Origin of the sequence: Alkalicella caledoniensis (assembly GCF_014467015.1) — a bacterium.
Taxonomy (GTDB): domain Bacteria; phylum Bacillota; class Proteinivoracia; order Proteinivoracales; family Proteinivoracaceae; genus Alkalicella; species Alkalicella caledoniensis.
In genome coordinates this window covers 3,089,819-3,110,423 of record NZ_CP058559.1, presented here as the reverse complement: position 1 = coordinate 3,110,423, position 20,605 = coordinate 3,089,819, and the positions used below count along the sequence as shown (strand labels likewise).

The following is a 20,605-nucleotide window of genomic DNA, read 5'->3' as shown; positions in this document are numbered from 1 at the left end:
TTGTAGGCAAGGCTTTAGCCTTGATGGACCCACACTGTCTGTTTGATATTACCAACCCTAAAGGGATGGGCTACAATTGTCGCGAGGGGTGGGTTGCAATTTGGCAAATAGATTTTATTTTAATTGTAAATTGTAAGCCGTAAATTGTAAATTATTAAATATTGTTAGTACTTATTTCAATATCTCTTTCCTTAAATCCTTTACAACAGGATAAAAAAACATCCCACCTTTAATGACAACACTATGTCGTAAAAGGAAGGATATACTTTATTTATGCTTTTTGATCAAGTAGTATGATCCAATGGAAAGTATCATGGGAATTATAGTTGAAAGCCCTAAAATTTCATATGATTTTGATGTTTCAGTAATTACTAAGCTTTGTAGAACCTTATAATCTAACCCATATCCAATCCCCTGTATGGCTAAATAAGAACCCATAAAAACGTACATGGGGATTGGAGAACTAATCTTTGATTGCCCGCCATAAACTCCCGCTACTATACCTAAGTTCATAATAATATGTCCCGCTATTAATAGAAAGTTAATTTTAAATATTAGTGCAGTAAACCAAATTACAGTCCCAGTTACAATAAGAATTTTAGCCTGTTTTTCGTATTTAGTTCCTTTAATAAAGTAAAGGGCCAAACTGATCATAATTACTAATAGAAAAATAGCTAAAATTTTTCCTTCAGAGTTCTCTAGAAAATCCGCCATTAAACCACCTCTTCCCCAAATTATAACTAAATATTATCACTCACATGTAAATATATCAATTGAAAAATCTAATTGTTCATAATTATTATCGTTTCTTTCAAAAATTACCCTATCTTTAGGAAAGCATTGTGTTGTAAAATAATACTGAAACCTAATTTAGAGAGTTGGTGAAAATATGAAAAATAAATTTATTAGTAAAAGGAGTTTCTTGATTTTACTACTACCATTTGCAATAATTTTTTCACACTTCAGTTCACTGAATCCTAGCACTGTGGAAAGAGTATATTCAACAAAAATTTATAAATTTATCTCTCAGATTTTAAGCATAATTACAGGAATAATACCCATATCTGTAGCAGAACTAATACTTTTGTCTTTATTTGCCTTTATGGTTTATAAGTTAGTAACCTTGATTTTAGCTATGATCAATGACAAGAAAAAACGTTATAAAATATTAGCAAATAATCTAGTAAACCTAGTACTAGCAATCAGTACAATTTATTTTATCTTCATATTCTCATGGGGTTTAAACTATCATAGGTCAACCTTCGCTGAAATAGCAGGTTATGACGAAGTAACATATACTTCAGTGGAACTAGCCCAGCTAGCAGAACATCTTATAGACCAAGCCAATGACCTAAGACAGCATGTAGAAGAAAACAAAGATGGGGTTATGACCCTTCCTAATGGTTCTTTTGATGTCATGAGAAGAGCTGACAAAGGCTTTGATAATGCCGCTGAAGTTTACCCTGCACTTGGTGGAAAATATGGTAAACCTAAGGTAGTGCTTATGTCTAGGGTAATGTCTTATACCGGGGTTTGGGGAGTCTACTTTCCCTTTACAGCGGAAGCCAACGTAAACATATCTATTCCTGATTCCTTGATACCCAGCACAGCCTTACATGAAATGGCACATCAAAGGGGCTTTGCCAGGGAAGACGAAGCAGATTATATAGCCTATCTGACAGCTACAATGCATCCAGATGTAGATTTTCAGTACTCAGGAACCCTAATGGCCCTACGACATACCATGAGGGCCTTAGCCAGAGCTGATGTGGATGTATTCAAAGAACTATATTCCACCTTCGGTGATGGGTTACAAAGGGACTGGGATCATATCAATGCACACAACCAACAACACGAAAGTATAGTAAGAAGAGCATCATCACAAATAAACAACACTTACCTAAAAGCCAACGCACAAAAAGATGGAGTACAGAGCTATGGCAGGATGATAGATTTGCTTATGGCCAATTATTTGCAAAACTAGATGGACAGGAAACTAATGAAAATGAAACAGTTAAAAATTAATAGCTAAAATAAACCAGCCCCGAGCTATTCGGGGCTGGTTTTTTACTGTAGGGGCGCGAGTTTCATATCGACCCCGAATGCGGTGTAGCAGAAAAGGTGTTGAACTTCCCTGGAGCATTTTGTGGGTCCGGTCAGGTTCGGAGCCCTGACCATACAGTATAGGGCTTTTTGTAGCTCCGCCAAAGATAAAGCCTTTGGTACAACGGACTGGATATGAGCACCTGCTCTTCTTATTGTGAAGCGAACCTGTTGCGTAAGCAACGCTATGAAACCTATAGGCGAACTAACAGCTGCTGCCCGCTAGATAGCCTGTTGAATAGGCTATTTGTAGATTAAAACCGCCTGTGTAAGCATCTAAATCCATTACTTCACCGGCAAAGTACAGGCCCTTTACTAGCTTGGATTCCATTGTTGATGGATCTATCTCCTTTACATCAACCCCTCCTGCTGTGACTATGGCTTCATCAAAGCCCCTTAGGGATGTGGGGGTTATGCTTAAGTTTTTCAAAAGCTCCACTAACTTAGCTCTTTCAGCTTTAGATATCTGATTCACTGGTTTATCACTGGGTATTCCACTAAGTTCAATAATAACAGGAATCATCTTTTTAGGTAGTAAATCATCTAAGGAATTCGAAAAATTCTTTCTTGAGTATTTTTCGAAATCCTTCTGTATTCTTAAATCCAGGGTTTTCTCATCTAAGGCTGGCTTTAGATCAAGTACCACCCTGTACCCGCCTTTTTCTATACCCACCACATGACCACTTGCCGATAAAACAAGGGGGCCCGATATACCATAGTGTGTAAACAGCATTTCACCAAAATCTTCAAAAACCTTTTTATCACCTTTGTACAGTCTTAGTTCGGTATTTTTAAGGGAAAGCCCTTGAAGCTCCTTAACCCAATTTTCCTTAATATTAAGGGGGGTTAGTGCAGGTTTTGGTGTAATTATTTTATGTCCAGCTTCCTTAGCTATATGATAACCGTCTCCCGTTGATCCAGTTCCTGGGTATGATTTACCTCCAGTGGCTATAATCACGCTCTCACAGGTGATCTCGTTGCCATTTTCCAATTTTACACCATGAATTTGGCCATTTTTAACTATTACAGAGTTTACTGGCGACTCATATAATATGTCAACATTGTTGTTTTTAACATGCTTTTTAAGCGCATTGACAACATCCACAGCTTTATCAGATTGAGGGAAAACACGCCCTCCCCTTTCTGTTTTTGTTTCTAAACCTAAGCTTTCAAAAAGTTGGATAACTGTATAGTTATCATATGTATAAAATGCACTATATAGAAATTCTCTGTTGTGTACCACATTCCCTATATGTGTCTCCATATCAGCACTGTTTGTTATATTACATCTTCCCTTACCTGTTATAAGGATTTTCTTTCCTAGCCTATTATTTTTCTCAACTATTGTTACGTCCATTCCACGACCGCCAGCAGTGGCAGCAGCTATCATTCCAGCAGCTCCTCCACCTACAACTACAACTTTTTTATTATCCATTACTTCACCTCATCATTAAACTATCTTCTATATTTAATTATTCCCCATAAATATACCATAATCCTGCTTTTGTTTTATGTAGGGATAATATCTGAGAAAAAACACTATATTTCCGTATATATTTATTGTATTTCAATAAATATATAGTATAATACAATAAAAAGGAGTGTGATTTCATGATAAAGAACAGCCTGATTTTTTTACTGAAGTTTGCTATTTTTGCATTGGGCACTATAATTTTTGCTTTATGTGTATTTTGGTTGCCTTGGGCTGCTAGAACAATGGCTGAGCTGCATCCAGAAGTATCCTACTTAAAATATCCTGTATTATTTGGTATATACGCAACTGCAGTACCATTTTACATGGCATTGTATAAATCATTATTAATTCTAAGACTTGTGGCAAATAAGGATACCTTTAGTCAAAAATCTGTTGTTGCACTAGACCATATTAAAAACTGTGCTTTCATCATATTAGGATTCTACATTATTGGTTTTATAGGCCTTACCATGTTGGATTCAATAGATCCTTTTACAACCCTTTTGGCACTTGCAATAATGGTATTAACAATGGTAATTGCTATTTTCGCTGCCGTATTAAAGCAACGATTGAAACTCTGCAAAACTTTAGATTCTTAGCCCGGCCACATACTAAATAAAATAAAGAAGGCTAATTTCTAGCCTTCTTTATTTTATACTAAAAACTTTTCCACAAGCTTTTGTAAGTCTAAAGCTAGTTGTGTTAAAGACTCACTTGATTTAGCTATTTCTTCCATGGATGCTGTTTGTTGTTGTGATGAAGCAGATATCTGCTGGGAACCTGCAGCATTTTCTTGGGCGCTTGCTGATAAGTTTCCTAGCATGGATGAAATTGATTCTTTAGATAAATCCATAGCCACACAATGTTCCTTTAGCTTAGCTGATAGCTCAGTTAAATGATTTGAGTTTTGGCTAATTTTGTTCAAGTTTTGGTCTGAAATACGGATTAACTCTGCTTGTCTTCCTGCTGCTTGATTTAACTGTTCCACTGTATTTAAGCTTTGGCTAGAATTTTCAATTGAAATATCAGTGATTTTTTTAATATCCGCAACAGTTTTGTTAGAAGTCTCCGCAAGTTTTCTAATCTCCTCTGCCACAACGGCAAAACCCTTGCCTGCTTCTCCAGCCCTGGCAGCCTCAATACTAGCATTTAAAGCTAATAGGTTAGTCTGTGCAGCTATGTCTGCTATGCTAGAAGCAAGACTTTCTATTTCTTTAGAGTGTTGTGCTGAGGCTTGAATAACTCTCAAAATTTCAGCAGATGATTTACTACTTTCTTCTGTAGCTGTTAACAATTCTTGCATATCCTTCAAGCTTGTATCTATTGATTCTTTATTCTCCACGGATATATCATTTAAATTGTTAGATTCATCAACAATATTTTCAATTCTAGCATTTAGCATATCTGTTTCATTAACGGCATTTTCCACATCCTTAGCCTGTTCACCAGCTCCACTGGCAATTTCTTGAATAGCCCTTGCCACTTCTTCGGAGGCACTGGATGATTGCTCAGATGTGGCACTAAGCTCTTCTGAAAGCTCACTGACCTCTTTTGTGGCCCCTAAGACATTCTCAATAATCCCACCTAAAGATACTTGTGTTTCCCTAAGTGATAGTAGCATATCACTAATTTCATCTTTCTTACTTAGATATTTTGTGGGCAAGTTAGTCTCCCTTAAGTTTCCTTGAGCCATTAATTTTAGGTTTTCTTTTACTATGTTAATGGATTTTATTGAGTTGTTCGCAACAGAAAATAAAATTACACCTATAATTATAAAGGCCAGTATACTTATTAAAATTAGCCTATTTAGGGCACCCTTTACTGCTGTGTTTACGCTATCCATAGACAACCCTAAACAAAGGGCCCCTATGTAATCACCGTTTAATTCTAATGGTATAGATAATTCATAAACTTCTACATTTCCTTCTTCGAAAAACCATCTTTCTGCAGCAAACTCTCTATTTTGGGCTGCTTGAATAGTAATTTCGTCGTCATAGACCTTACCTATCTCACTGACCTCATTGTCTGCGATAACAGTCAGGTCTGAACCTATGATACTTGCGAAAATTATAGAATCTTCTTCAGAAATCTTCTCCATCATGGATTGAAAACTAAAGGCATCTGTTAAGTTTTGGAGTTCATTAGCAGAAACACCCAGCTGTACGAAATAACCATTATCGCCTCTAACATACCCATACTTTAAGAAATTATCTGATGCACTATCTTGGCGAACTTCTTCGAAAAAAACGTCATCAGAGCTGTTGTAGAATTTTAATGTGGCATGGTCTTCAGGTGCAATCCAGCCCACATACTCTTCAATGGAAGAGTATATAATTTCTCCTTGTGAGTTAAACCAGTTAATTTCAGCTATATCTAAGTCTCCAGCTAACTGTGCTAAATAGCTATTACTTAAAGAATTATAATTTGAAATAACGGATTTCCCAGTTCCGCTAATTTTTTCTTCAATTATTTCAGTTATCAACTCAATAGTTAGAGCTTTATTCTCAAGCTCACTTATGATTTGTCTTGCTACATCTTGTCCTAGATTCTCCATTTGTGTGAACATGGAATTTTGCAATCCTATGACCGTGTTCATCCCCAAACCCACAACTGCTACAAATAATAAAATAATTGGTACCACCACTAGTTTAAATTTTAGTCCCCTTAAAACTTTCACAAACACTACTCCTCTCATGGCAAAAGTAAATATATGTACATTTGTGAATTATAGCACATTTTGTCGAACAGCGCACTAATATTTTCCACTTTTTTAGCTTCAAGGCGCTAGGGAATTGTTTGTTGTTATAATACTAAGACTTCCTAATTCTAATTCTTTCCATGAAAAAACCCCTATAAAAGGGGTTTTTCTGTTAAAAATCAAAATTGTCAGGGTCTGGACCGAATCTTTTATTCTCATTTAGGCTTTCTATACTCTCCATCTCCTGCTCTGTTAGTTCAAAATCAAATATATCCATATTCTCCTGAATTCTATGTTCCTTAACAGATTTAGGAATAGTCACAACACCATTTTGCAAGTCCCAACGCAGGATTACTTGTGCTACTGTTTTACCATATTTTCCACCTATTTGAGCTAGGACAGGATGATCCAAATTCCCCTGCATTAATGGACTCCAAGCCTCCATTTGAATTCCATTTTCATTGCAAAAAAACCTCAGTTCCTTTTGGGTAAGTAGTGGGTGAAACTCCACTTGATTTACCATGGGTATAACTTCACAGTCAGCCATTAAGTCTTGTAAGTGATGCATATGGAAGTTACTAACCCCTATGGCACGAACTTTTTTATCTTTATATAGCTTTTCTAAGGCTCTCCAGGTTTCTTTATATTTATCAGCCACTGGCCAGTGAATTAAGTAAAGGTCTATATAATCTAGACCTAGTTTTTCTAAACTAGCATCGAAAGCTTTAAGTGTTGATTCATACCCTTGATCTGCATTCCAGACCTTTGTAGTAATAAAAAGTTCTTCTCTGTCAACTCCACTTTCTGCAATAGCTTTACCTACACCTGCTTCATTTTTGTATGCAGCGGCTGTGTCAATACTTCTATAACCTGCCCTGATAGCAGCCTTTACAGATAAATCGATTTCTTCTTCATCCTTAACTTTCCATACACCTAAACCAAGCCAAGGCATCTTAACTCCATTGTGTAGGACTGTAGAATCATTAATGCTTTTTACCATAGTTCATAACCCCTTTCCTATAGATAATAATATGCCTATATTTTACCATAGATTGGTTCGTCATGCGAAATATTTTGCCTTTCTAGTCAAATTACATGGTATTAGTAAAGTAGCTGATCTACCCATATGTTAATCCCCTTTTATATGCTTATGTGATTAGCAGTCTTAATTAGCTTTCTACAACAAGTAATCAAAGAAATAAGTCAACATGGACAATATTCTGATTTTTACTCTTTTTCCCAAAGAACTTGGTAGTTCTTCCACATCAGAATTGGATACATAGGTATAGTCCTCTTGTGCCAGTAGGCTTTGTTCTAGTAGGTCTTCGATACGATCCCTAAAGGCTGCTGTGAATTCCTCGCTGTCAATTACAACCATGGATTCCGTGCTTAAGAAGGCACTTCGGGGATCAGTATTAAATGTGCCAATCATGCTTATCCTATGGTCAAAAATAAAAGATTTTGCATGCAAGGAACCTATCCCCTGATATTCATAAACATAGTCGGCAAAATCAATTATATCTTTTCTAAATTTCATATATCCTGCGAGCCCAAAAGTGTTAGGGTTTGATCCAAAAGAATTTGTTAGTATAACCACATCAACTTCCTGTTGCTTACTTAGATCAATATACCCTAGCATACGTTTATTGGGAATCACATAGGGGCTTTGTATAATAATACTGCTTTGTGCTGCTTCCATAAGTCTAGTTATTTCATACCATACCCAAGGTTCTTTGTTAAACCTAGTTAAAGGGTTATGGATAAATGTAACTTTATTTGTTTGTGTGGATTCATCCATCCAATCAAGGCTCTCAGCAAAAAGTTCTGGTCTCGTCTTTCTTATTCCATTCAATAACTCTTGTAAAAATTTCTTCCTATCTTGGGCTATTTTACTTTGTACTGTAGATAGTTTCTCCATGGGGTAACTAGAAAATTTGTGGTTCCAAAGGTATTCATAATATTCCTCCATTTGATATACTGCACTTTCTGAATTCGTAAGGTCAGTATTCATAATAAAAACATCCCGGTCATGGGATAATCTATCCTGTTCACCCCTATCAAAGTATTTATCACCTATATTTCTACCACCTATAATAGCCCATTTTTGATCTACAATAATGATCTTATCATGTAGTCTATTATTCCAAGTCCAAGGTTTGATACCGTTAATAGGTTCATAGTACTTAAACTCAATATTTTCATGGGCTGTAAAGGTGTAGATGCTCTCTTGCAGTTCCTCTCTTCTGAAGTTAGCTATACCATCAAGGATAAAACGTATCTTCACTCCTCTGTCGGCGGCGACCATGATAGCTGCAGTAAAAATATCTGTGGATAAACTATCATGAAAACTGTAGTAAGATATGTCTATTGTATTTTGGGCATTTTCTATAAGATTAAGTCTTCTAAGTTTTGCTTCATCACCATCTTCAATCAAAATGACCCTGTCTGGACCTAGTTTCCCTTCTTCCCCCCAGAACCTCTCCACTGGATTATTATCTAAATAGTCACTGGTTATTGGCCTGTGAAACCTAAACACCAAAACCCCAAAAGTAAAAGCGTATATAAAGTAAGCAGCCAAAAGTGCAGCAGTTACTTTCAGTGTAGTTTTTACCCTTTTATTGATATTTCATCCCCCCTTTTTCCTGTTGTTTAAAAGTCAGCTTTCTTATCATTAGATAGGTAAATTCAACCTCTCAGACAACTTTGTGTTGCGTTTTGTTGTTTTGTTATTTTTCACAGCCATTCCTATGGCCTTTTTTGTGCCTACTAACACCATTATCTTTTTAGCCCTTGTAACACAGGTGTAAAGTAAATTCCTCTGTAGCATCACATAATGCTGCATGGTAAAAGGTGCCACTACAATTTTATATTCACTTCCTTGACTTTTATGCACCGTTGTTGCGTAGGCTAGCACCACTTCATCTAACTCAGTGGAGTCATAGTCCACTGGGGTTTTATCGTATGTGATAATCAAGTTTTTATCTTCAGTATTGATATCTGTTATTCTTCCTATATCCCCATTGAAAACATTTTTATCGTAATTATTTTTAATCTGCATCACCTTATCCCCAAGCTTATATAAGGTTCCACCGTACTTAATTGACAACTCTGCTCTATTTAATGCCCCCTGTAGTACAGAATTTAAGTTTACAGCCCCTGTGTCGCCCCTTTGCATAGGGCAAAGAACCTGAATATCGTTAATGGGATCAACCTTGTAGTACTTAGGCAATCTCACTGTACACAACTCTCTAATTTGTTCAACTAACTTCCCAGGGTCTTCCTCATCCATAAAGAAAAAATCACTGTCTTTACTGCTCTTCAGCTCTGGAAACTCCCCTTTATTGATTTTATGGGCGTTTGTTATAATAGCGCTTCCTAATGCCTGACGGAATATTCTAGTAAGCTTCACAACGTTGACAGTACCTGAATTTATGATATCCTTTAAAACATTTCCTGCCCCCACTGACGGAAGTTGGTCAACGTCTCCCACTAAAACTACCACTGTATTTATGGCAACAGCCTTTAATAAATTGTACATCAATATGATATCAACCATTGACGTCTCATCTATTATCAGCACATCACAGGGCAAAGGGTTTTCTTCATTTCTAACATATCCATCGTTTGGTTTATACTCTAGGAGACGATGAATGGTTTTAGCTTCCATCCCTGTGGTTTCTGACATCCTTTTTGCAGCTCTACCTGTTGGTGCTGCAAGTAAAACATTGGCACCTAAAGCTTGTAACGCTGTTATAATGGCTAATGTTGTAGTGGTTTTTCCTGTCCCAGGGCCACCTGTCAGAACCATGAATTTAGATTTTACTGCAGTTTCTATGGCTTCCTTTTGTACCTCGTCATATCTGATCTTGTTTTCTTTCTCAATTTTCTCTATTAACTTACTCACTTCTGATTTATTATATGGGCTTTCACTTTCTAATATTTCCCTTATCTTTTTAGCACATCCTACCTCACTATAATAAAACGCAGGAATATATATAATATCTTCTTCATCTAAGATGATTTTTTTTTCTTCTATCATGGGCTTAACCGCTGATTCTATAACACTTCTTTCAACTTCTAGCATCTGTTCAGCTTTTTCAATTAGTTGATCTTTGTTGGCATAGCAGTGCCCTTCACCAGATAGCTCATTTAACACATAAACAATGCCTGAACTACAGCGTTCATAGGAGTTCTTATCAAAGCCCATCTGCTGGGCAATCTTATCTGCTGTTTTAAATCCAATCCCCCAAATATCATCGGCAAGCCTAAAGGGGTTGTTCTTTACTATCTCTATACTTTCATTACCATAGGTTTTAAAAATCTTTACGGCATAGGCTGTGGATACTCCATTGCTCTGCAAAAATAACATGACATTTTTGATTTCCTTTTGATCATGCCATGCCTTTTTGATTATCTCCACTCGCTTTTTACCAATACCTTCAACATTTATTAAATAATCCGGTTCTTCCTCAATCACCCTTAAAGTGTCTTCCTTAAACTCCTTAACAATCTTTTTGGCATATGCTGGCCCAATACCCTTGATAAGGCCACTACCCAGGTATTTTTCAATACCTGCAATAGTTGCAGGAACTGTCTCCCTATAGTCCTCTACTGCAAACTGTTTACCAAACTTTGAGTCCATCTTCCACTGACCCTTAAGGCGAATAACTGAGCCCACATTTACTGCAGCTAAACTGCCCACCACTGTCACTAAGTCAGGAAACCCCTTTGAACGAATTTTAATAACACAAAACCCGTTCTCTTCATTTTGATATGTAATTCGTTCCACAACACCACTTAAGTACTCCATATATATCAAATCCACCTTTGATTTATTATGTTTATTTTGTTCAATACTGTTACATTTAATTTCTATAAGTGGTTCTTGCTTTCCTGCAAAAAATGCAATAAAATAATACTTCATGACCTTGTAAATACATAGAAACAATAGTCTGAAGCACCTTTATATAAGGAAATAGCACCTGCAAATGCAGATGCTATCAGCTTGTAGACAAACCTAAGACAAAGTCATTGACCCTAGATGTGTATATTAAAAAGCAGTACAATTAATTCGAGGAGATAGACTTAAGAGCTGAATAGATAAACGGAAGAAGGGGCGAGAAACAGGACGTTTCGAGAGCTCCACTTACCATGGACGGTGAATTGGAGCGGTACCCTTCTGGAGTTTAGATAGAAGCCTTAAGTCTCGACGGAGAATTTTGTACAGCGTTTAATATGCGACATTCCTAAAAAATGACTTTTCATCATTCTGAAAGCACCTGCAAATGCAGATGCTATTTCCTTATCCCTTAATTTTCCTAATGAATTCACCAAAAAACTCCCTTAGCCCTTGGCCAAATCCAGCTGCCCAATTCATGTAGATTCTTAAAAATACAATAAGAACAAACATGACTATAATAACTCTTACTATCCATTCCATAGTTTCCATAATTTCCGCCCCCCTATGTATTTGCCTTTTTATACCAAGTAGGAATATGTGTTGTAAATCCTTTATAGCTCTTACTAACTTTTTCTGCATATACTAGCATATTGTCCAAGTCCTTTCTTCCAAATGGAATGGACCAAGGTATGCTGGCCAGTATATTTCTTGCATTATATAAACATAAAACCCTAAAAAACTCATCGGGAACACTATAATTAAAATATCCATGTAATTGTCCGTTGGCGAATGCTTCACTCACATCCCATGTGAACATATATCTATCATATTCATCCCAAGGATCTCCATATCCTGACCTATTAAAATCTATGATCCCTAAATGTCCTTCTGAAGTGATTAGCATATTGCCAACATGAAAGTCGCCATGTTGAAGTACAAGGGGTCTATCCTTTATATAGTCCTCGTTCTCTCTAATGTAATTGATGATGGCGTCGTGGTTTTGAATTTTCACTCCACAATTAAGATATTTCGTAATCACCCTATCAATTTTTCTTTTATGGGTAATTTCCCAAGACTCCAGCCCACTGGGTGCACTTATAGAATGTATTTTTTTAAGTATCTTTCCCCCTTGCAGCCCAAGTTTGTACTGTAGATTTTCATCTAATCTAGGTAAAACCTCTATAGCATCCTCTCCTTTTACCCAAGTCAATAACATATAAGCTTTTCTCCCATCCCCGCAAACACCAAATCTTAATGGCATAGACATATCAAACCCCATTTTAGAGACTTCTAATAACCTCTCAAAATCTGCTCTCTTATGCTCAAATGCTTCAAACTCAGATAAACGCAACAAGAATTCATTGTTTGACTTGTCTTTTATGTAAAATTTCTTATCCTCAGACCAGCCTTTGTCAATATACTTGATTACTACCCAATTATCAAATTCAGGTATATCCCTTAAGAAAAACAAATCTTCCATATAAACCTCCTTTGTCTTCCAAAACATCCGTTTGTACCTAAATACTTTTCTCCTTATATAGCTGAAATTCCTCCTAATTTTAAGAATAATATGGAAAAGTTAAATAACCCTTGATTTATTCTATGTATTGTAATAGAATATGATTTATCAAAATTGAATAAGTTACACTCGTATAATTTTGGAGATACGGTCCATAAGTTTCTACCAGACTGCCGTAAATGGTCTGACTACGGGTTTTATTAGCTAACTTACTTAAAAACAAGTAAGTCTGTTTATTCATATATTCAGTTAGCTATTTTAAACCTCGTAGATAATACGAGGTTTTTTTTGTCTTTTCTGGTAAACGCAGATTGCAGTTCGCAGTTCGCTATTCGCTAAAAAAAGAAAGACCCTGCATCTAGGGTAAAGTCAGTCTCTGTACCAATAATTATTACTAAAAAAAACTGAGAGGATGATTTTGATGAAACAGCAAGCTTACCCATTATTTAAAAGAGAGGATTTTGATGGTTTTTTTGCACTTTTTCAAAATAATTTAGCAAATTTTGTACTTATCGCTTTAACGATGATTTCCATGGGTTTCCCAAATGATATCGTATTTGGTAGAGTAATCCCTGGTGCTGCAGTAGCCGTCCTTTTTGGTAATTTCTATTACGCCCACATGGCAAAAAAACTTGCCATAAAAGAAAACCGCAGTGATGTTACAGCCCTATCTTATGGCATCAGTACTCCTGTAATGTTTATTTACTTATTTGGGGTATTAAGCCCAGCATTAGCCCTTACAGGAGATCCAGATTTAGCATGGAAAATTGGTATGGCTGCATGTTTCCTAGGTGGAGCCATTGAGATACTAGGTAGCGTTATTGGTCGTTTTGTTAGAAAACACGTCCCTAGAGCAGCCATGTTGGGAGCTTTAGCTGGTGTGGCCTTCGCATTTATCGGTGGAGAACTATTGTTTAATACCTATGAAATGCCTATCATAGGTATGGTTGTATTAGCTATAATCCTTATTGGTTTGATCGCTAAAAAGCCTATGCCCTTTAAGATTCCCGCATCGTTATTTGCAATTATAATTGGTACTTCCTTAGCTTATATTTTTGGTGATGCTCAATTATCACAAATTAAAGATGGTCTGGATACCGTTAGTTTTTATGCTCCAATACCTTCCTTAGGCTTCCTATGGGGAATTAGGTCCTTATTTACGGAGATGATAACACTTCTAGCTATCTTGCTACCAATCTCAATTTATAACTTTGTAGAAACCATGAACAATGTTGAAGCAATGGCAGCATCTGGTGATGACTACGATGTACAAGAAGCGCAAATAGCCGATGGATTAGGTACAATTATTGGTACAATCTTTGGTGGTGTTTTCCCAACAACTGTGTATATCGCTTCAATAGGTTCTAAATGGATGGGTGCAGGTCGCGGCTATTCTGTACTAAATGGTATTGTCTTCTTACTGGCTTCTACATTTGGTATAATTGCAGCCATGTCAAAAATTATTCCAGTGCCTGTTATAGCACCAATATTAGTTTTTGTGGGTATATCAATGGTTTCCCAAGCATTTTCTTCTGTTAATAAAAATCACTTCCCAGCGGTAACCCTTGCCATGTTCCCCTACTTCGCAAACTATATCATGACAAGGTTCAATGGATCTGCAGGGGAAGTTGTATCAAAGCTTTCTTCAGGAATAGTTCCTCTAGGTCAAGGGGCAATGTTCACAGGACTTATCTGGGGAACAATTTTAGTTTTTATCATCGATAACCAATTTCATAAAGCTACAATTGCTGCTTTGGTGGCAACTGTATTAAGTGCAACTGGATTCATGCATGCACCAAACTTAGCCCTTTTATACGATTACCAATTCGCAGTTGGTTATCTAGTAATCGCAGCACTGTTTTACTCCTTCCACCTACAAGCAAGTAAATCAATTAAAACAAGCAAAAACATAGGTGCCTAAAGATCAAAGGCTTTAACCACTACTTTTCACTAAAAAGCTCTACACTATTAAAAGCAAACTAAGGAAATACTTTTAGCCTCTAGCTTTTAGCTTTTAGAGATCAAGTAGATCATGTAGATCTGTGGCTAAAAAGGTCTTATAATTAAGGAACTTTTGCCTTTAAAATCCGAGAAAATCAGTGTAAATCCGTGGCTAATATTTTGATTTGGCTTTTAGCTTTTAGAGATCCAATAAATCATGTAGATCTGTGGCTAAGCTTTTGCCTTTAGTCTATAGATTTGTGGCTAAATTCAAACCCCAGGATCTTTTCCTTAGTGGGAAATCCTGGGGTTTTTATATTTAGATTTTCCTGTCAAACTGTGCATTTGACTAGCGAAGTATTTTAAATAACATTATCACCAAAATAGTCCAAAATCCATATCCCCCTAACACTCCGGTAACTAAGCGTCTTGAATTATTAGACTCAAGAAGACCTATTTTTTGAACGAACCAATCTAAAAACATAATTCCCATGGCAACCACAGACCATATGGCGGATAAATATTCTCTTAGGAAAATTATAGATAGTATTGCTAAACCTTGTCCGAAAAATACCCCTGTACATCTTGCGCAAACTGGTAACTGAAACCCTTTTATAAAAAAGCTACGACTAGCCAGTTGATGACACCCAAATAATTGTCCCCATGCCATAGATATTTCCCATAACCTACTTGAATTTTGCTCCACAGTTAGCACATACCCTTAAAATATTATTTTTTGATTCACCCATGCCACAAAGACCACAAAGCAGGCCAAAAGGTCCTAAAATCAAATAACCTAAACAACCTTCAACAAATCCGAAGCCTTCTGTTTTAACTTCATTAACCACCTGAATGTTATCACTGCCACACCTAGGACATCCCATGATACACACCTCCTTATTTATTTCCACTAATACAATATGAATATCAAGTTAATTTGCTACTATGAGATAATCTTATATATTAAGTTCTATATAATTCTCCTTTATTCCTTCTATCCTTATATCAAGAATACTATTTTTTCTCAGCTACTATCCACAGGGACTAAAGTCCTTAGTAATTACAACAGAATTAATCTTCTAACAATTGAAAAATTATGATTTAAATGGTAATATATTGATTTGTAATGTTCTACAATGAAGAATGATTGTTCTAGAATGTTTGCAAAATTTCTGACAAAAGGGGAGGCATTTTTTTTGAAATCATTCAAATCTAAACACATGATTAATTTTCGTTCTATCAAGGTAAGATTACTGGTAATTCCGCTTATGGTTGTAGTAGTTGCTTTAGCAGGTATAGCTGTAGTATCATCGTATTCTACAAAAGAAAGTTTCTTTGAAGAAATGGCTAACAATGGGAATTTTATTCTCAGAGAATTTATAAGCCGCTTAGAAGACAACTCCAGGTCTTTAGATGTAATTAACTCCACTGTGGAAGATCAAGTAAGAGCTGCAGCCAAGGCCACAGCTAGTTTGTCTAATATAAGTAACCAAAGACTAACACAATTGGCTAAAGACTTAGGTGTTGACCAAATTCATTATTACAACCCAGAAGGTGTAACAATATACACCACAATTGAAGATTATATGGGTTGGGAGCCAAATGAAGATCATCCCTTATACGGATTCTTTAGGGGTAATGAAAATGAAATGATGGAGGATATTCGTGCAGATGTTGCAACAGGTATCTTTTTTAAATACGGGGTATTAAGAAATCCAGATGGCACTTTTGTTCAAGTTGGTATAGATGCAGACTTCATAAATAGTTTAACGGAGCAATTTAGTTTTCAAAGGTTAGTTGAACAGCTGGCTATGGAAGATGAGGTTGTATACGCCCTTTTTACTGACAATGACTATATTGTTTCAGCACATAGTATAAAGGATCGCATTGGCAGAGATCTCTCTGATGATGAAGGTACCATTGCTGCAATTAAAGATGGTGTACCTTACTCCTCAGATTATTACTTTGGTGATGACAAAATACATACTTTTGATATAGTATATCCAGTAGTAATCAATGGAGAGCAAATAGGTGCAGTTAACATAGGACTATCAATGGAAACTGTAGATGCTGCCATTTCTGGAAATAGATCAATAATAATAATAGTTGGACTTATTGTAGCACTTCTTCTAGGGGCAACACTCTTTTCAACCTCAAACTACGCAATTAAGACCATCAAAGAATTGAAACATCAGATGACCCTTATGGCATCTGGTAATTTCACACAAGATGTTCCTAATAAGCTTCTTAATAAAAAGGATGAGCTTGGAGAAATATCCCAGTCTGTTAGCACAATGCAACAATCAATAAGGGATATCCTCAAAAATGTATTAGAAAAAGCCCACACTGTAGCTGCATATTCCGAAGAGCTTACAGCCACAACTCAGCAGTCTGCAAAGGCAGCAGATGAGGTTGCAAAGGCCATTGAAGAAATAGCCAGTGGTGCCAGTGATCAAGCAAGGGATACGGAACAAGGTTTCATGTTGGCCACTGATCTAGGGGATGCTGTACTTAAGAATACCGAGTACCTACAAGCCCTAAATATATCCACAGAAAAAGTTAACCAACTTAAAGACGAAGGCTTTGAGCTACTCACAGACCTTTTGGATAAAACAGATAAAAGCAGTGATTCAACACACCAGGTACAGCAGGTAATCATCAATACAAATGAAAGTGCTGGTAAGATAGCCACAGCCAGTGAGATGATTAAAAACATCGCCAATCAAACAAACCTATTGGCCTTAAATGCAGCAATAGAAGCAGCAAGGGCTGGGGAATCAGGTAGAGGTTTCGCTGTTGTAGCAGATGAAATCCGTAAGCTTGCTGAGCAGTCAAATCAGTTCACAGAAGAAATAAGCTCCATAATAAACGACCTTACAGAAAAAACCTCCAGTGCAGTGACAACAATTGGAGAGGTTGGAAAGATTGTTGAGTCCCAACTGGATAGTGCGGCCATGACCAACCATAAGTTTATGGGTATATCTGAGGCCCTAGAAGAAATGAAAGACCTTCTAAACAAGGTAAATAGCTCCAGTGATGATATGACATCCCAAAAAGAAAAAATTATTAACTTAATACAGAACTTATCTGCTATCTCTGAAGAAAATGCTGCTGGTAGTCAAGAAGCATCTGCTTCAGTGGAACAACAAACTGCAGCCATGAGTGAAATATCTGATTCCAGTGAAGAGCTAGCCAAAATAGCAGAAGAGTTAAACAGGCAAGTAGAGAAATTCAAAATTTAAATAGCAATAAACCAATTATATACCCACTGATTACACACAGATTAACAACTTACTTCGCTTTTTCAAAAATCATATTATTGCACTGCAAGGTTAAATTTTAAAAGTCACCCCCTAGTATGTAAGACCTACTAGGGGGTGACTTTTTCTAAATCCTTAAAATCCTGTCATGGGTAAGTATATATTGTACAGGTATGTCAAAATCTTCATTGGGCACATGCTCTATCATTTGAACTTCATGGGCAAGGGCTATTGTTGGTGTACCCTCTTTTAATTTTGGAAGAAAACGGTCATAGTAACCTGCACCATATCCTATGCGATAGCCCCTTTGGTCAAAAGCAACTCCTGGAACTAAAACCAGATCGATTATTTCCGGGGAAACAGGCCTAAGAGCTTCTTTTTTCGGTTCTAGTACTCCAAAATTCCCAATCTCTAAGTCATTTTCCAAATCCAGCAGTTCAGATACTATTAACTCTTTAGTTTTATGTACCGTAACAGGTATAAACACACGTTTGTCTTTGCTGAAAAGTTCAGTTATGATTTCCTGGGTTCTCACTTCATTTTTAAATGATAAATATAGCATAATGCACTGTGCCTCTTGGTACTGATTCAAAGCTTTAAGCTTGTTGTGTATCTTGCTGCTATTGTCTTGGATTATTTCATAAGAAATAGCTTCCCGACATTCAAGAACTTCTTTACGTAATTGCTTCTTTAAATTCATGTATATGGCCTCCTAGCGCCCTAGTTCCTCATTTACTTTCTCCTCTACATAACCGAATCCTGTGTTTTTGTTTTCTGCCCCTAACTGTACATAACCTTTAGTTACATCCTGGGTGGTTGACTCTAATGCCACCATAAATTCTTCATAAATTAATTCCCTTTTTGGATCTTTTTCGTCCTCTCCGTAAACTGTATTTATCATTCTTTCTATCATCTGATCCATTTTCCATAGCTTCACATGGATAAGCTCATGAATTATTACCTCTTCAACATTATCAACCCTAGGGTTTATGCCGTTTAACATTAGGATTGCCTTCCTATTGCACTCATCAATCTTTATATCCCCTGATTTTCTCCACTCACTGTCAACAATCAGAATTTTTATATCCCAGTCTTGAAGCTTCAATATCCCTTGCCATTTAGATAGCAATCTTTCACATTCTAATTGCTCTAATTTCACAGCTATCTCCCCTTTATGACCACTTTAAATTTTTAGTACGTATACCCATCCTAAAGGGATGGGTATACGTAATGGGTGAAATTTATTAACTAGTAAATTCTCTTCTCTCCCAGCTCAGGCTTTGTATCGAAAACAATATCATTATCTGAATTATATCCGATAACCCTAGCTCTTCCTCCTGGTTCATCTAATATAGCGTACCAAAATTTTATTTTATCTGTAGAAACAATAGTGGGCTCAATTATTTGATCATCATTGATTATTAACTGCACTTTGTCTATATCTTTGTTTGAAATAAAATCTTTAGCAACGGGGACTATAAATCTCTCCTGTCCCTTTTCCAAACTCTTTCCCAAATTAATAAATCCGGGGGACATATCACCAGAAGAGTCATATTCAACTCCTCCCCCTGAAATCCACTTGTATCCAAAGAGGGATTTATCTATCAATCCTACTCCCAACGAATCATGCCAGTGGTAAAAGACTACAGTGCCATTTTCCGTACCCACAGTATGAACAATCTGATTATAGTTAATCTCTGCTCTATCCATTGCTTTTTCTAGGCTCCCCACATATCCACTGTATAAGCTCAATGCCAGTACAGCGACAATTAGCAGGCCGTATATTACTTTTCTTTTCATCCCTTTACCCCCTTTGTTTATCAATTCCAGTATACCATAAAATGCATATTTTGCTAATTGAAACTTGCAGTCTAGTCTAAATATTTCTTTAATGCCTTTAGACCCCTTTGGTGGTATTTTGCCACTGTAGAGTAATGTATACCAAGACCAAAAGCAATCTCTGACATGGAAACTCCATAGAAGTATTTCAACACTATAACTTTTTTTGCATCCTAGATAGCTTACTGATTGCTTTTTCGAGGCTTTTATACTTTTCTTCCGCTAATAGTTCTTGTTCTATTTCACATGAGTCAATAATGTAGATCTCATCTTTAGGAATGGCTCCTTTATTTTTCTGCCTAACTGCTTCTTTTACAACTCCCCTAATTCTGGGCATGAGAAATTGGTTTATAGTAGTACCCTTAGATGGTTTATATTGTTCTAAAGAAGTAAGTATCTTTAGAATACATTGTTGATAAACATCCTCCTGATCCTGGGTCTCGATGTTGTACATGTTGATAAAATAATAAATCCCCTTATCCATAGATTTAATAACCTTTTCCTTATCCAATTGAAACTCTCCATCTTATTGACCAGCCAATATTGTATTCCTAGGTAATTACATTATGGTACAGAATTAGCACTGGTTCAAAAGAGAGATTTAAGCTTTTTGAAGGAGAATTTGATAAGTTTAGAGGGATATAAAGTATATATCGCAAAACATATGTTCTGTTGTTGATGTATATTATTTAAATAACCTGATATTAAAATATTATTGGGTAATCATCCAACCTAAAGGATGGGCTACACTTGATACAAGCATGGTTATTTGTTGTAACCAATGGCTTTAGCCTTGGTACGATTTGTGATAGCTGACAACGCGGGTCTCCCATCCTAAAGGATGGGCTACAATGGTATATAAAAAAAGCCC

General features: G+C 36.4%; 19 protein-coding genes and 1 riboswitch. Of the genes, 4 read left to right on the top strand and 15 right to left on the bottom strand.

Going from position 1 to position 20,605, the window contains the following annotated elements; genetic code table 11:
* Nucleotides 1–267: 267 nt before the first annotated feature.
* Complete coding sequence (locus HYG86_RS15155; RefSeq protein ID WP_213166410.1) at nt 268–714, bottom strand: hypothetical protein; 447 nt, start codon at nt 712–714, stop codon at nt 268–270.
* 175 nt (nt 715–889) lie between these two features.
* Here HYG86_RS15155 and HYG86_RS15150 point away from each other — a divergent pair, with 175 nt between their 5' ends.
* The gene (locus tag HYG86_RS15150; protein WP_213166409.1) at nt 890–1,984 is read left to right on the top strand and encodes a DUF3810 domain-containing protein; all 1,095 of its coding nucleotides are present in this window, start codon (nt 890–892) and stop codon (nt 1,982–1,984) included.
* Nucleotides 1,985–2,308: 324 nt separating this feature from the next.
* Here HYG86_RS15150 and HYG86_RS15145 read toward each other — a convergent pair whose 3' ends face one another.
* Complete coding sequence (locus HYG86_RS15145; RefSeq protein ID WP_213166408.1) at nt 2,309–3,538, bottom strand: BaiN/RdsA family NAD(P)/FAD-dependent oxidoreductase; 1,230 nt, start codon at nt 3,536–3,538, stop codon at nt 2,309–2,311.
* A gap of 176 nt (nt 3,539–3,714) precedes the next feature.
* On the opposite strand from HYG86_RS15145, the gene HYG86_RS15140 reads away from it, so the two are divergent.
* The gene (locus tag HYG86_RS15140) at nt 3,715–4,176 is read left to right on the top strand and encodes a DUF2975 domain-containing protein (RefSeq protein WP_213166407.1); all 462 of its coding nucleotides are present in this window, start codon (nt 3,715–3,717) and stop codon (nt 4,174–4,176) included.
* A gap of 53 nt (nt 4,177–4,229) precedes the next feature.
* On the opposite strand, the gene HYG86_RS15135 is transcribed toward HYG86_RS15140, so the two are convergent.
* The 6 genes from HYG86_RS15135 to HYG86_RS15110 form a co-directional block, all read right to left on the bottom strand.
* Nucleotides 4,230–6,254, bottom strand: a complete 2,025-nt coding sequence (locus tag HYG86_RS15135; RefSeq protein ID WP_213166406.1) for a methyl-accepting chemotaxis protein — start codon at nt 6,252–6,254, stop codon at nt 4,230–4,232.
* A gap of 193 nt (nt 6,255–6,447) precedes the next feature.
* Complete coding sequence (locus HYG86_RS15130; protein WP_213166405.1) at nt 6,448–7,275, bottom strand: aldo/keto reductase; 828 nt, start codon at nt 7,273–7,275, stop codon at nt 6,448–6,450.
* 177 nt (nt 7,276–7,452) lie between these two features.
* Nucleotides 7,453–8,811 carry a phospholipase D-like domain-containing protein gene (locus HYG86_RS15125; RefSeq protein ID WP_246451974.1) on the bottom strand — a complete coding sequence of 453 codons (1,359 nt, stop codon included), beginning with the start codon at nt 8,809–8,811 and terminating at the stop codon, nt 7,453–7,455.
* Between the two features lie 135 nt (nt 8,812–8,946).
* A complete protein-coding gene (gene recD2, locus HYG86_RS15120) occupies nt 8,947–11,199 on the bottom strand; it encodes an SF1B family DNA helicase RecD2 (protein WP_484477031.1) in 2,253 nt (750 codons plus the stop codon).
* 378 nt (nt 11,200–11,577) lie between these two features.
* Nucleotides 11,578–11,724: a hypothetical protein gene (locus tag HYG86_RS15115; protein ID WP_213166403.1), complete on the bottom strand. Its 147-nt coding sequence runs from the start codon at nt 11,722–11,724 to the stop codon at nt 11,578–11,580.
* 13 nt (nt 11,725–11,737) lie between these two features.
* Complete coding sequence (locus HYG86_RS15110) at nt 11,738–12,655, bottom strand: aminoglycoside phosphotransferase family protein (RefSeq protein WP_213166402.1); 918 nt, start codon at nt 12,653–12,655, stop codon at nt 11,738–11,740.
* 148 nt (nt 12,656–12,803) lie between these two features.
* Nucleotides 12,804–12,905: riboswitch (purine riboswitch) on the top strand.
* Between the two features lie 207 nt (nt 12,906–13,112).
* On the opposite strand from HYG86_RS15110, the gene HYG86_RS15105 reads away from it, so the two are divergent.
* Nucleotides 13,113–14,615 (top strand): hypothetical protein, encoded by a 1,503-nt coding sequence (locus HYG86_RS15105; protein WP_343064129.1) that lies wholly within the window; start codon nt 13,113–13,115, stop codon nt 14,613–14,615.
* 369 nt (nt 14,616–14,984) lie between these two features.
* On the opposite strand, the gene HYG86_RS15100 is transcribed toward HYG86_RS15105, so the two are convergent.
* Entirely contained in the window at nt 14,985–15,341 is a 357-nt protein-coding gene (locus HYG86_RS15100; protein WP_246451814.1) for a DUF2085 domain-containing protein, read from the bottom strand.
* A complete protein-coding gene (locus tag HYG86_RS15095; RefSeq protein WP_213166401.1) occupies nt 15,322–15,519 on the bottom strand; it encodes a hypothetical protein in 198 nt (65 codons plus the stop codon). The genes HYG86_RS15100 and HYG86_RS15095 overlap by 20 nt, the downstream gene beginning before the upstream one ends.
* A gap of 312 nt (nt 15,520–15,831) precedes the next feature.
* Here HYG86_RS15095 and HYG86_RS15090 point away from each other — a divergent pair, with 312 nt between their 5' ends.
* Nucleotides 15,832–17,877 carry a methyl-accepting chemotaxis protein gene (locus tag HYG86_RS15090; RefSeq protein ID WP_213166400.1) on the top strand — a complete coding sequence of 682 codons (2,046 nt, stop codon included), beginning with the start codon at nt 15,832–15,834 and terminating at the stop codon, nt 17,875–17,877.
* Nucleotides 17,878–18,022: 145 nt separating this feature from the next.
* Here HYG86_RS15090 and HYG86_RS15085 read toward each other — a convergent pair whose 3' ends face one another.
* The 5 genes from HYG86_RS15085 to HYG86_RS15065 form a co-directional block, all read right to left on the bottom strand.
* Nucleotides 18,023–18,595 carry a 5-formyltetrahydrofolate cyclo-ligase gene (locus HYG86_RS15085; RefSeq protein ID WP_213166399.1) on the bottom strand — a complete coding sequence of 191 codons (573 nt, stop codon included), beginning with the start codon at nt 18,593–18,595 and terminating at the stop codon, nt 18,023–18,025.
* A gap of 12 nt (nt 18,596–18,607) precedes the next feature.
* On the bottom strand, nt 18,608–19,054 hold the full coding sequence (locus HYG86_RS15080; RefSeq protein WP_213166398.1) for a hypothetical protein: 447 nt from the start codon (nt 19,052–19,054) through the stop codon (nt 18,608–18,610).
* Nucleotides 19,055–19,143: 89 nt separating this feature from the next.
* Nucleotides 19,144–19,695 (bottom strand): hypothetical protein, encoded by a 552-nt coding sequence (locus tag HYG86_RS15075; RefSeq protein WP_213166397.1) that lies wholly within the window; start codon nt 19,693–19,695, stop codon nt 19,144–19,146.
* 71 nt (nt 19,696–19,766) lie between these two features.
* Nucleotides 19,767–19,862 (bottom strand): hypothetical protein, encoded by a 96-nt coding sequence (locus HYG86_RS15070; protein WP_213166396.1) that lies wholly within the window; start codon nt 19,860–19,862, stop codon nt 19,767–19,769.
* Nucleotides 19,863–19,888: 26 nt separating this feature from the next.
* Nucleotides 19,889–20,245 (bottom strand): sigma factor, encoded by a 357-nt coding sequence (locus HYG86_RS15065; RefSeq protein WP_213166395.1) that lies wholly within the window; start codon nt 20,243–20,245, stop codon nt 19,889–19,891.
* Nucleotides 20,246–20,605: the final 360 nt, after the last annotated feature.

What these genes read in the sequence shown, in the direction of transcription:
- HYG86_RS15155 (WP_213166410.1), bottom strand. Translation starts at nt 714, where the DNA reads ATGGCGGATTTTCTAGAGAACTCTGAAGGAAAAATTTTAGCTATTTTT.
- HYG86_RS15150 (WP_213166409.1), top strand. Translation starts at nt 890, where the DNA reads ATGAAAAATAAATTTATTAGTAAAAGGAGTTTCTTGATTTTACTACTA.
- HYG86_RS15145 (WP_213166408.1), bottom strand. Translation starts at nt 3,538, where the DNA reads ATGGATAATAAAAAAGTTGTAGTTGTAGGTGGAGGAGCTGCTGGAATG.
- HYG86_RS15140 (WP_213166407.1), top strand. Translation starts at nt 3,715, where the DNA reads ATGATAAAGAACAGCCTGATTTTTTTACTGAAGTTTGCTATTTTTGCA.
- HYG86_RS15130 (WP_213166405.1), bottom strand. Translation starts at nt 7,275, where the DNA reads ATGGTAAAAAGCATTAATGATTCTACAGTCCTACACAATGGAGTTAAG.
- recD2 (WP_484477031.1), bottom strand. Translation starts at nt 11,199, where the DNA reads ATGAAGTATTATTTTATTGCATTTTTTGCAGGAAAGCAAGAACCACTT.
- HYG86_RS15115 (WP_213166403.1), bottom strand. Translation starts at nt 11,724, where the DNA reads ATGGAAACTATGGAATGGATAGTAAGAGTTATTATAGTCATGTTTGTT.
- HYG86_RS15110 (WP_213166402.1), bottom strand. Translation starts at nt 12,655, where the DNA reads ATGGAAGATTTGTTTTTCTTAAGGGATATACCTGAATTTGATAATTGG.
- HYG86_RS15095 (WP_213166401.1), bottom strand. Translation starts at nt 15,519, where the DNA reads ATGGGATGTCCTAGGTGTGGCAGTGATAACATTCAGGTGGTTAATGAA.
- HYG86_RS15085 (WP_213166399.1), bottom strand. Translation starts at nt 18,595, where the DNA reads ATGAATTTAAAGAAGCAATTACGTAAAGAAGTTCTTGAATGTCGGGAA.
- HYG86_RS15075 (WP_213166397.1), bottom strand. Translation starts at nt 19,695, where the DNA reads ATGAAAAGAAAAGTAATATACGGCCTGCTAATTGTCGCTGTACTGGCA.
- HYG86_RS15070 (WP_213166396.1), bottom strand. Translation starts at nt 19,862, where the DNA reads ATGTCAGAGATTGCTTTTGGTCTTGGTATACATTACTCTACAGTGGCA.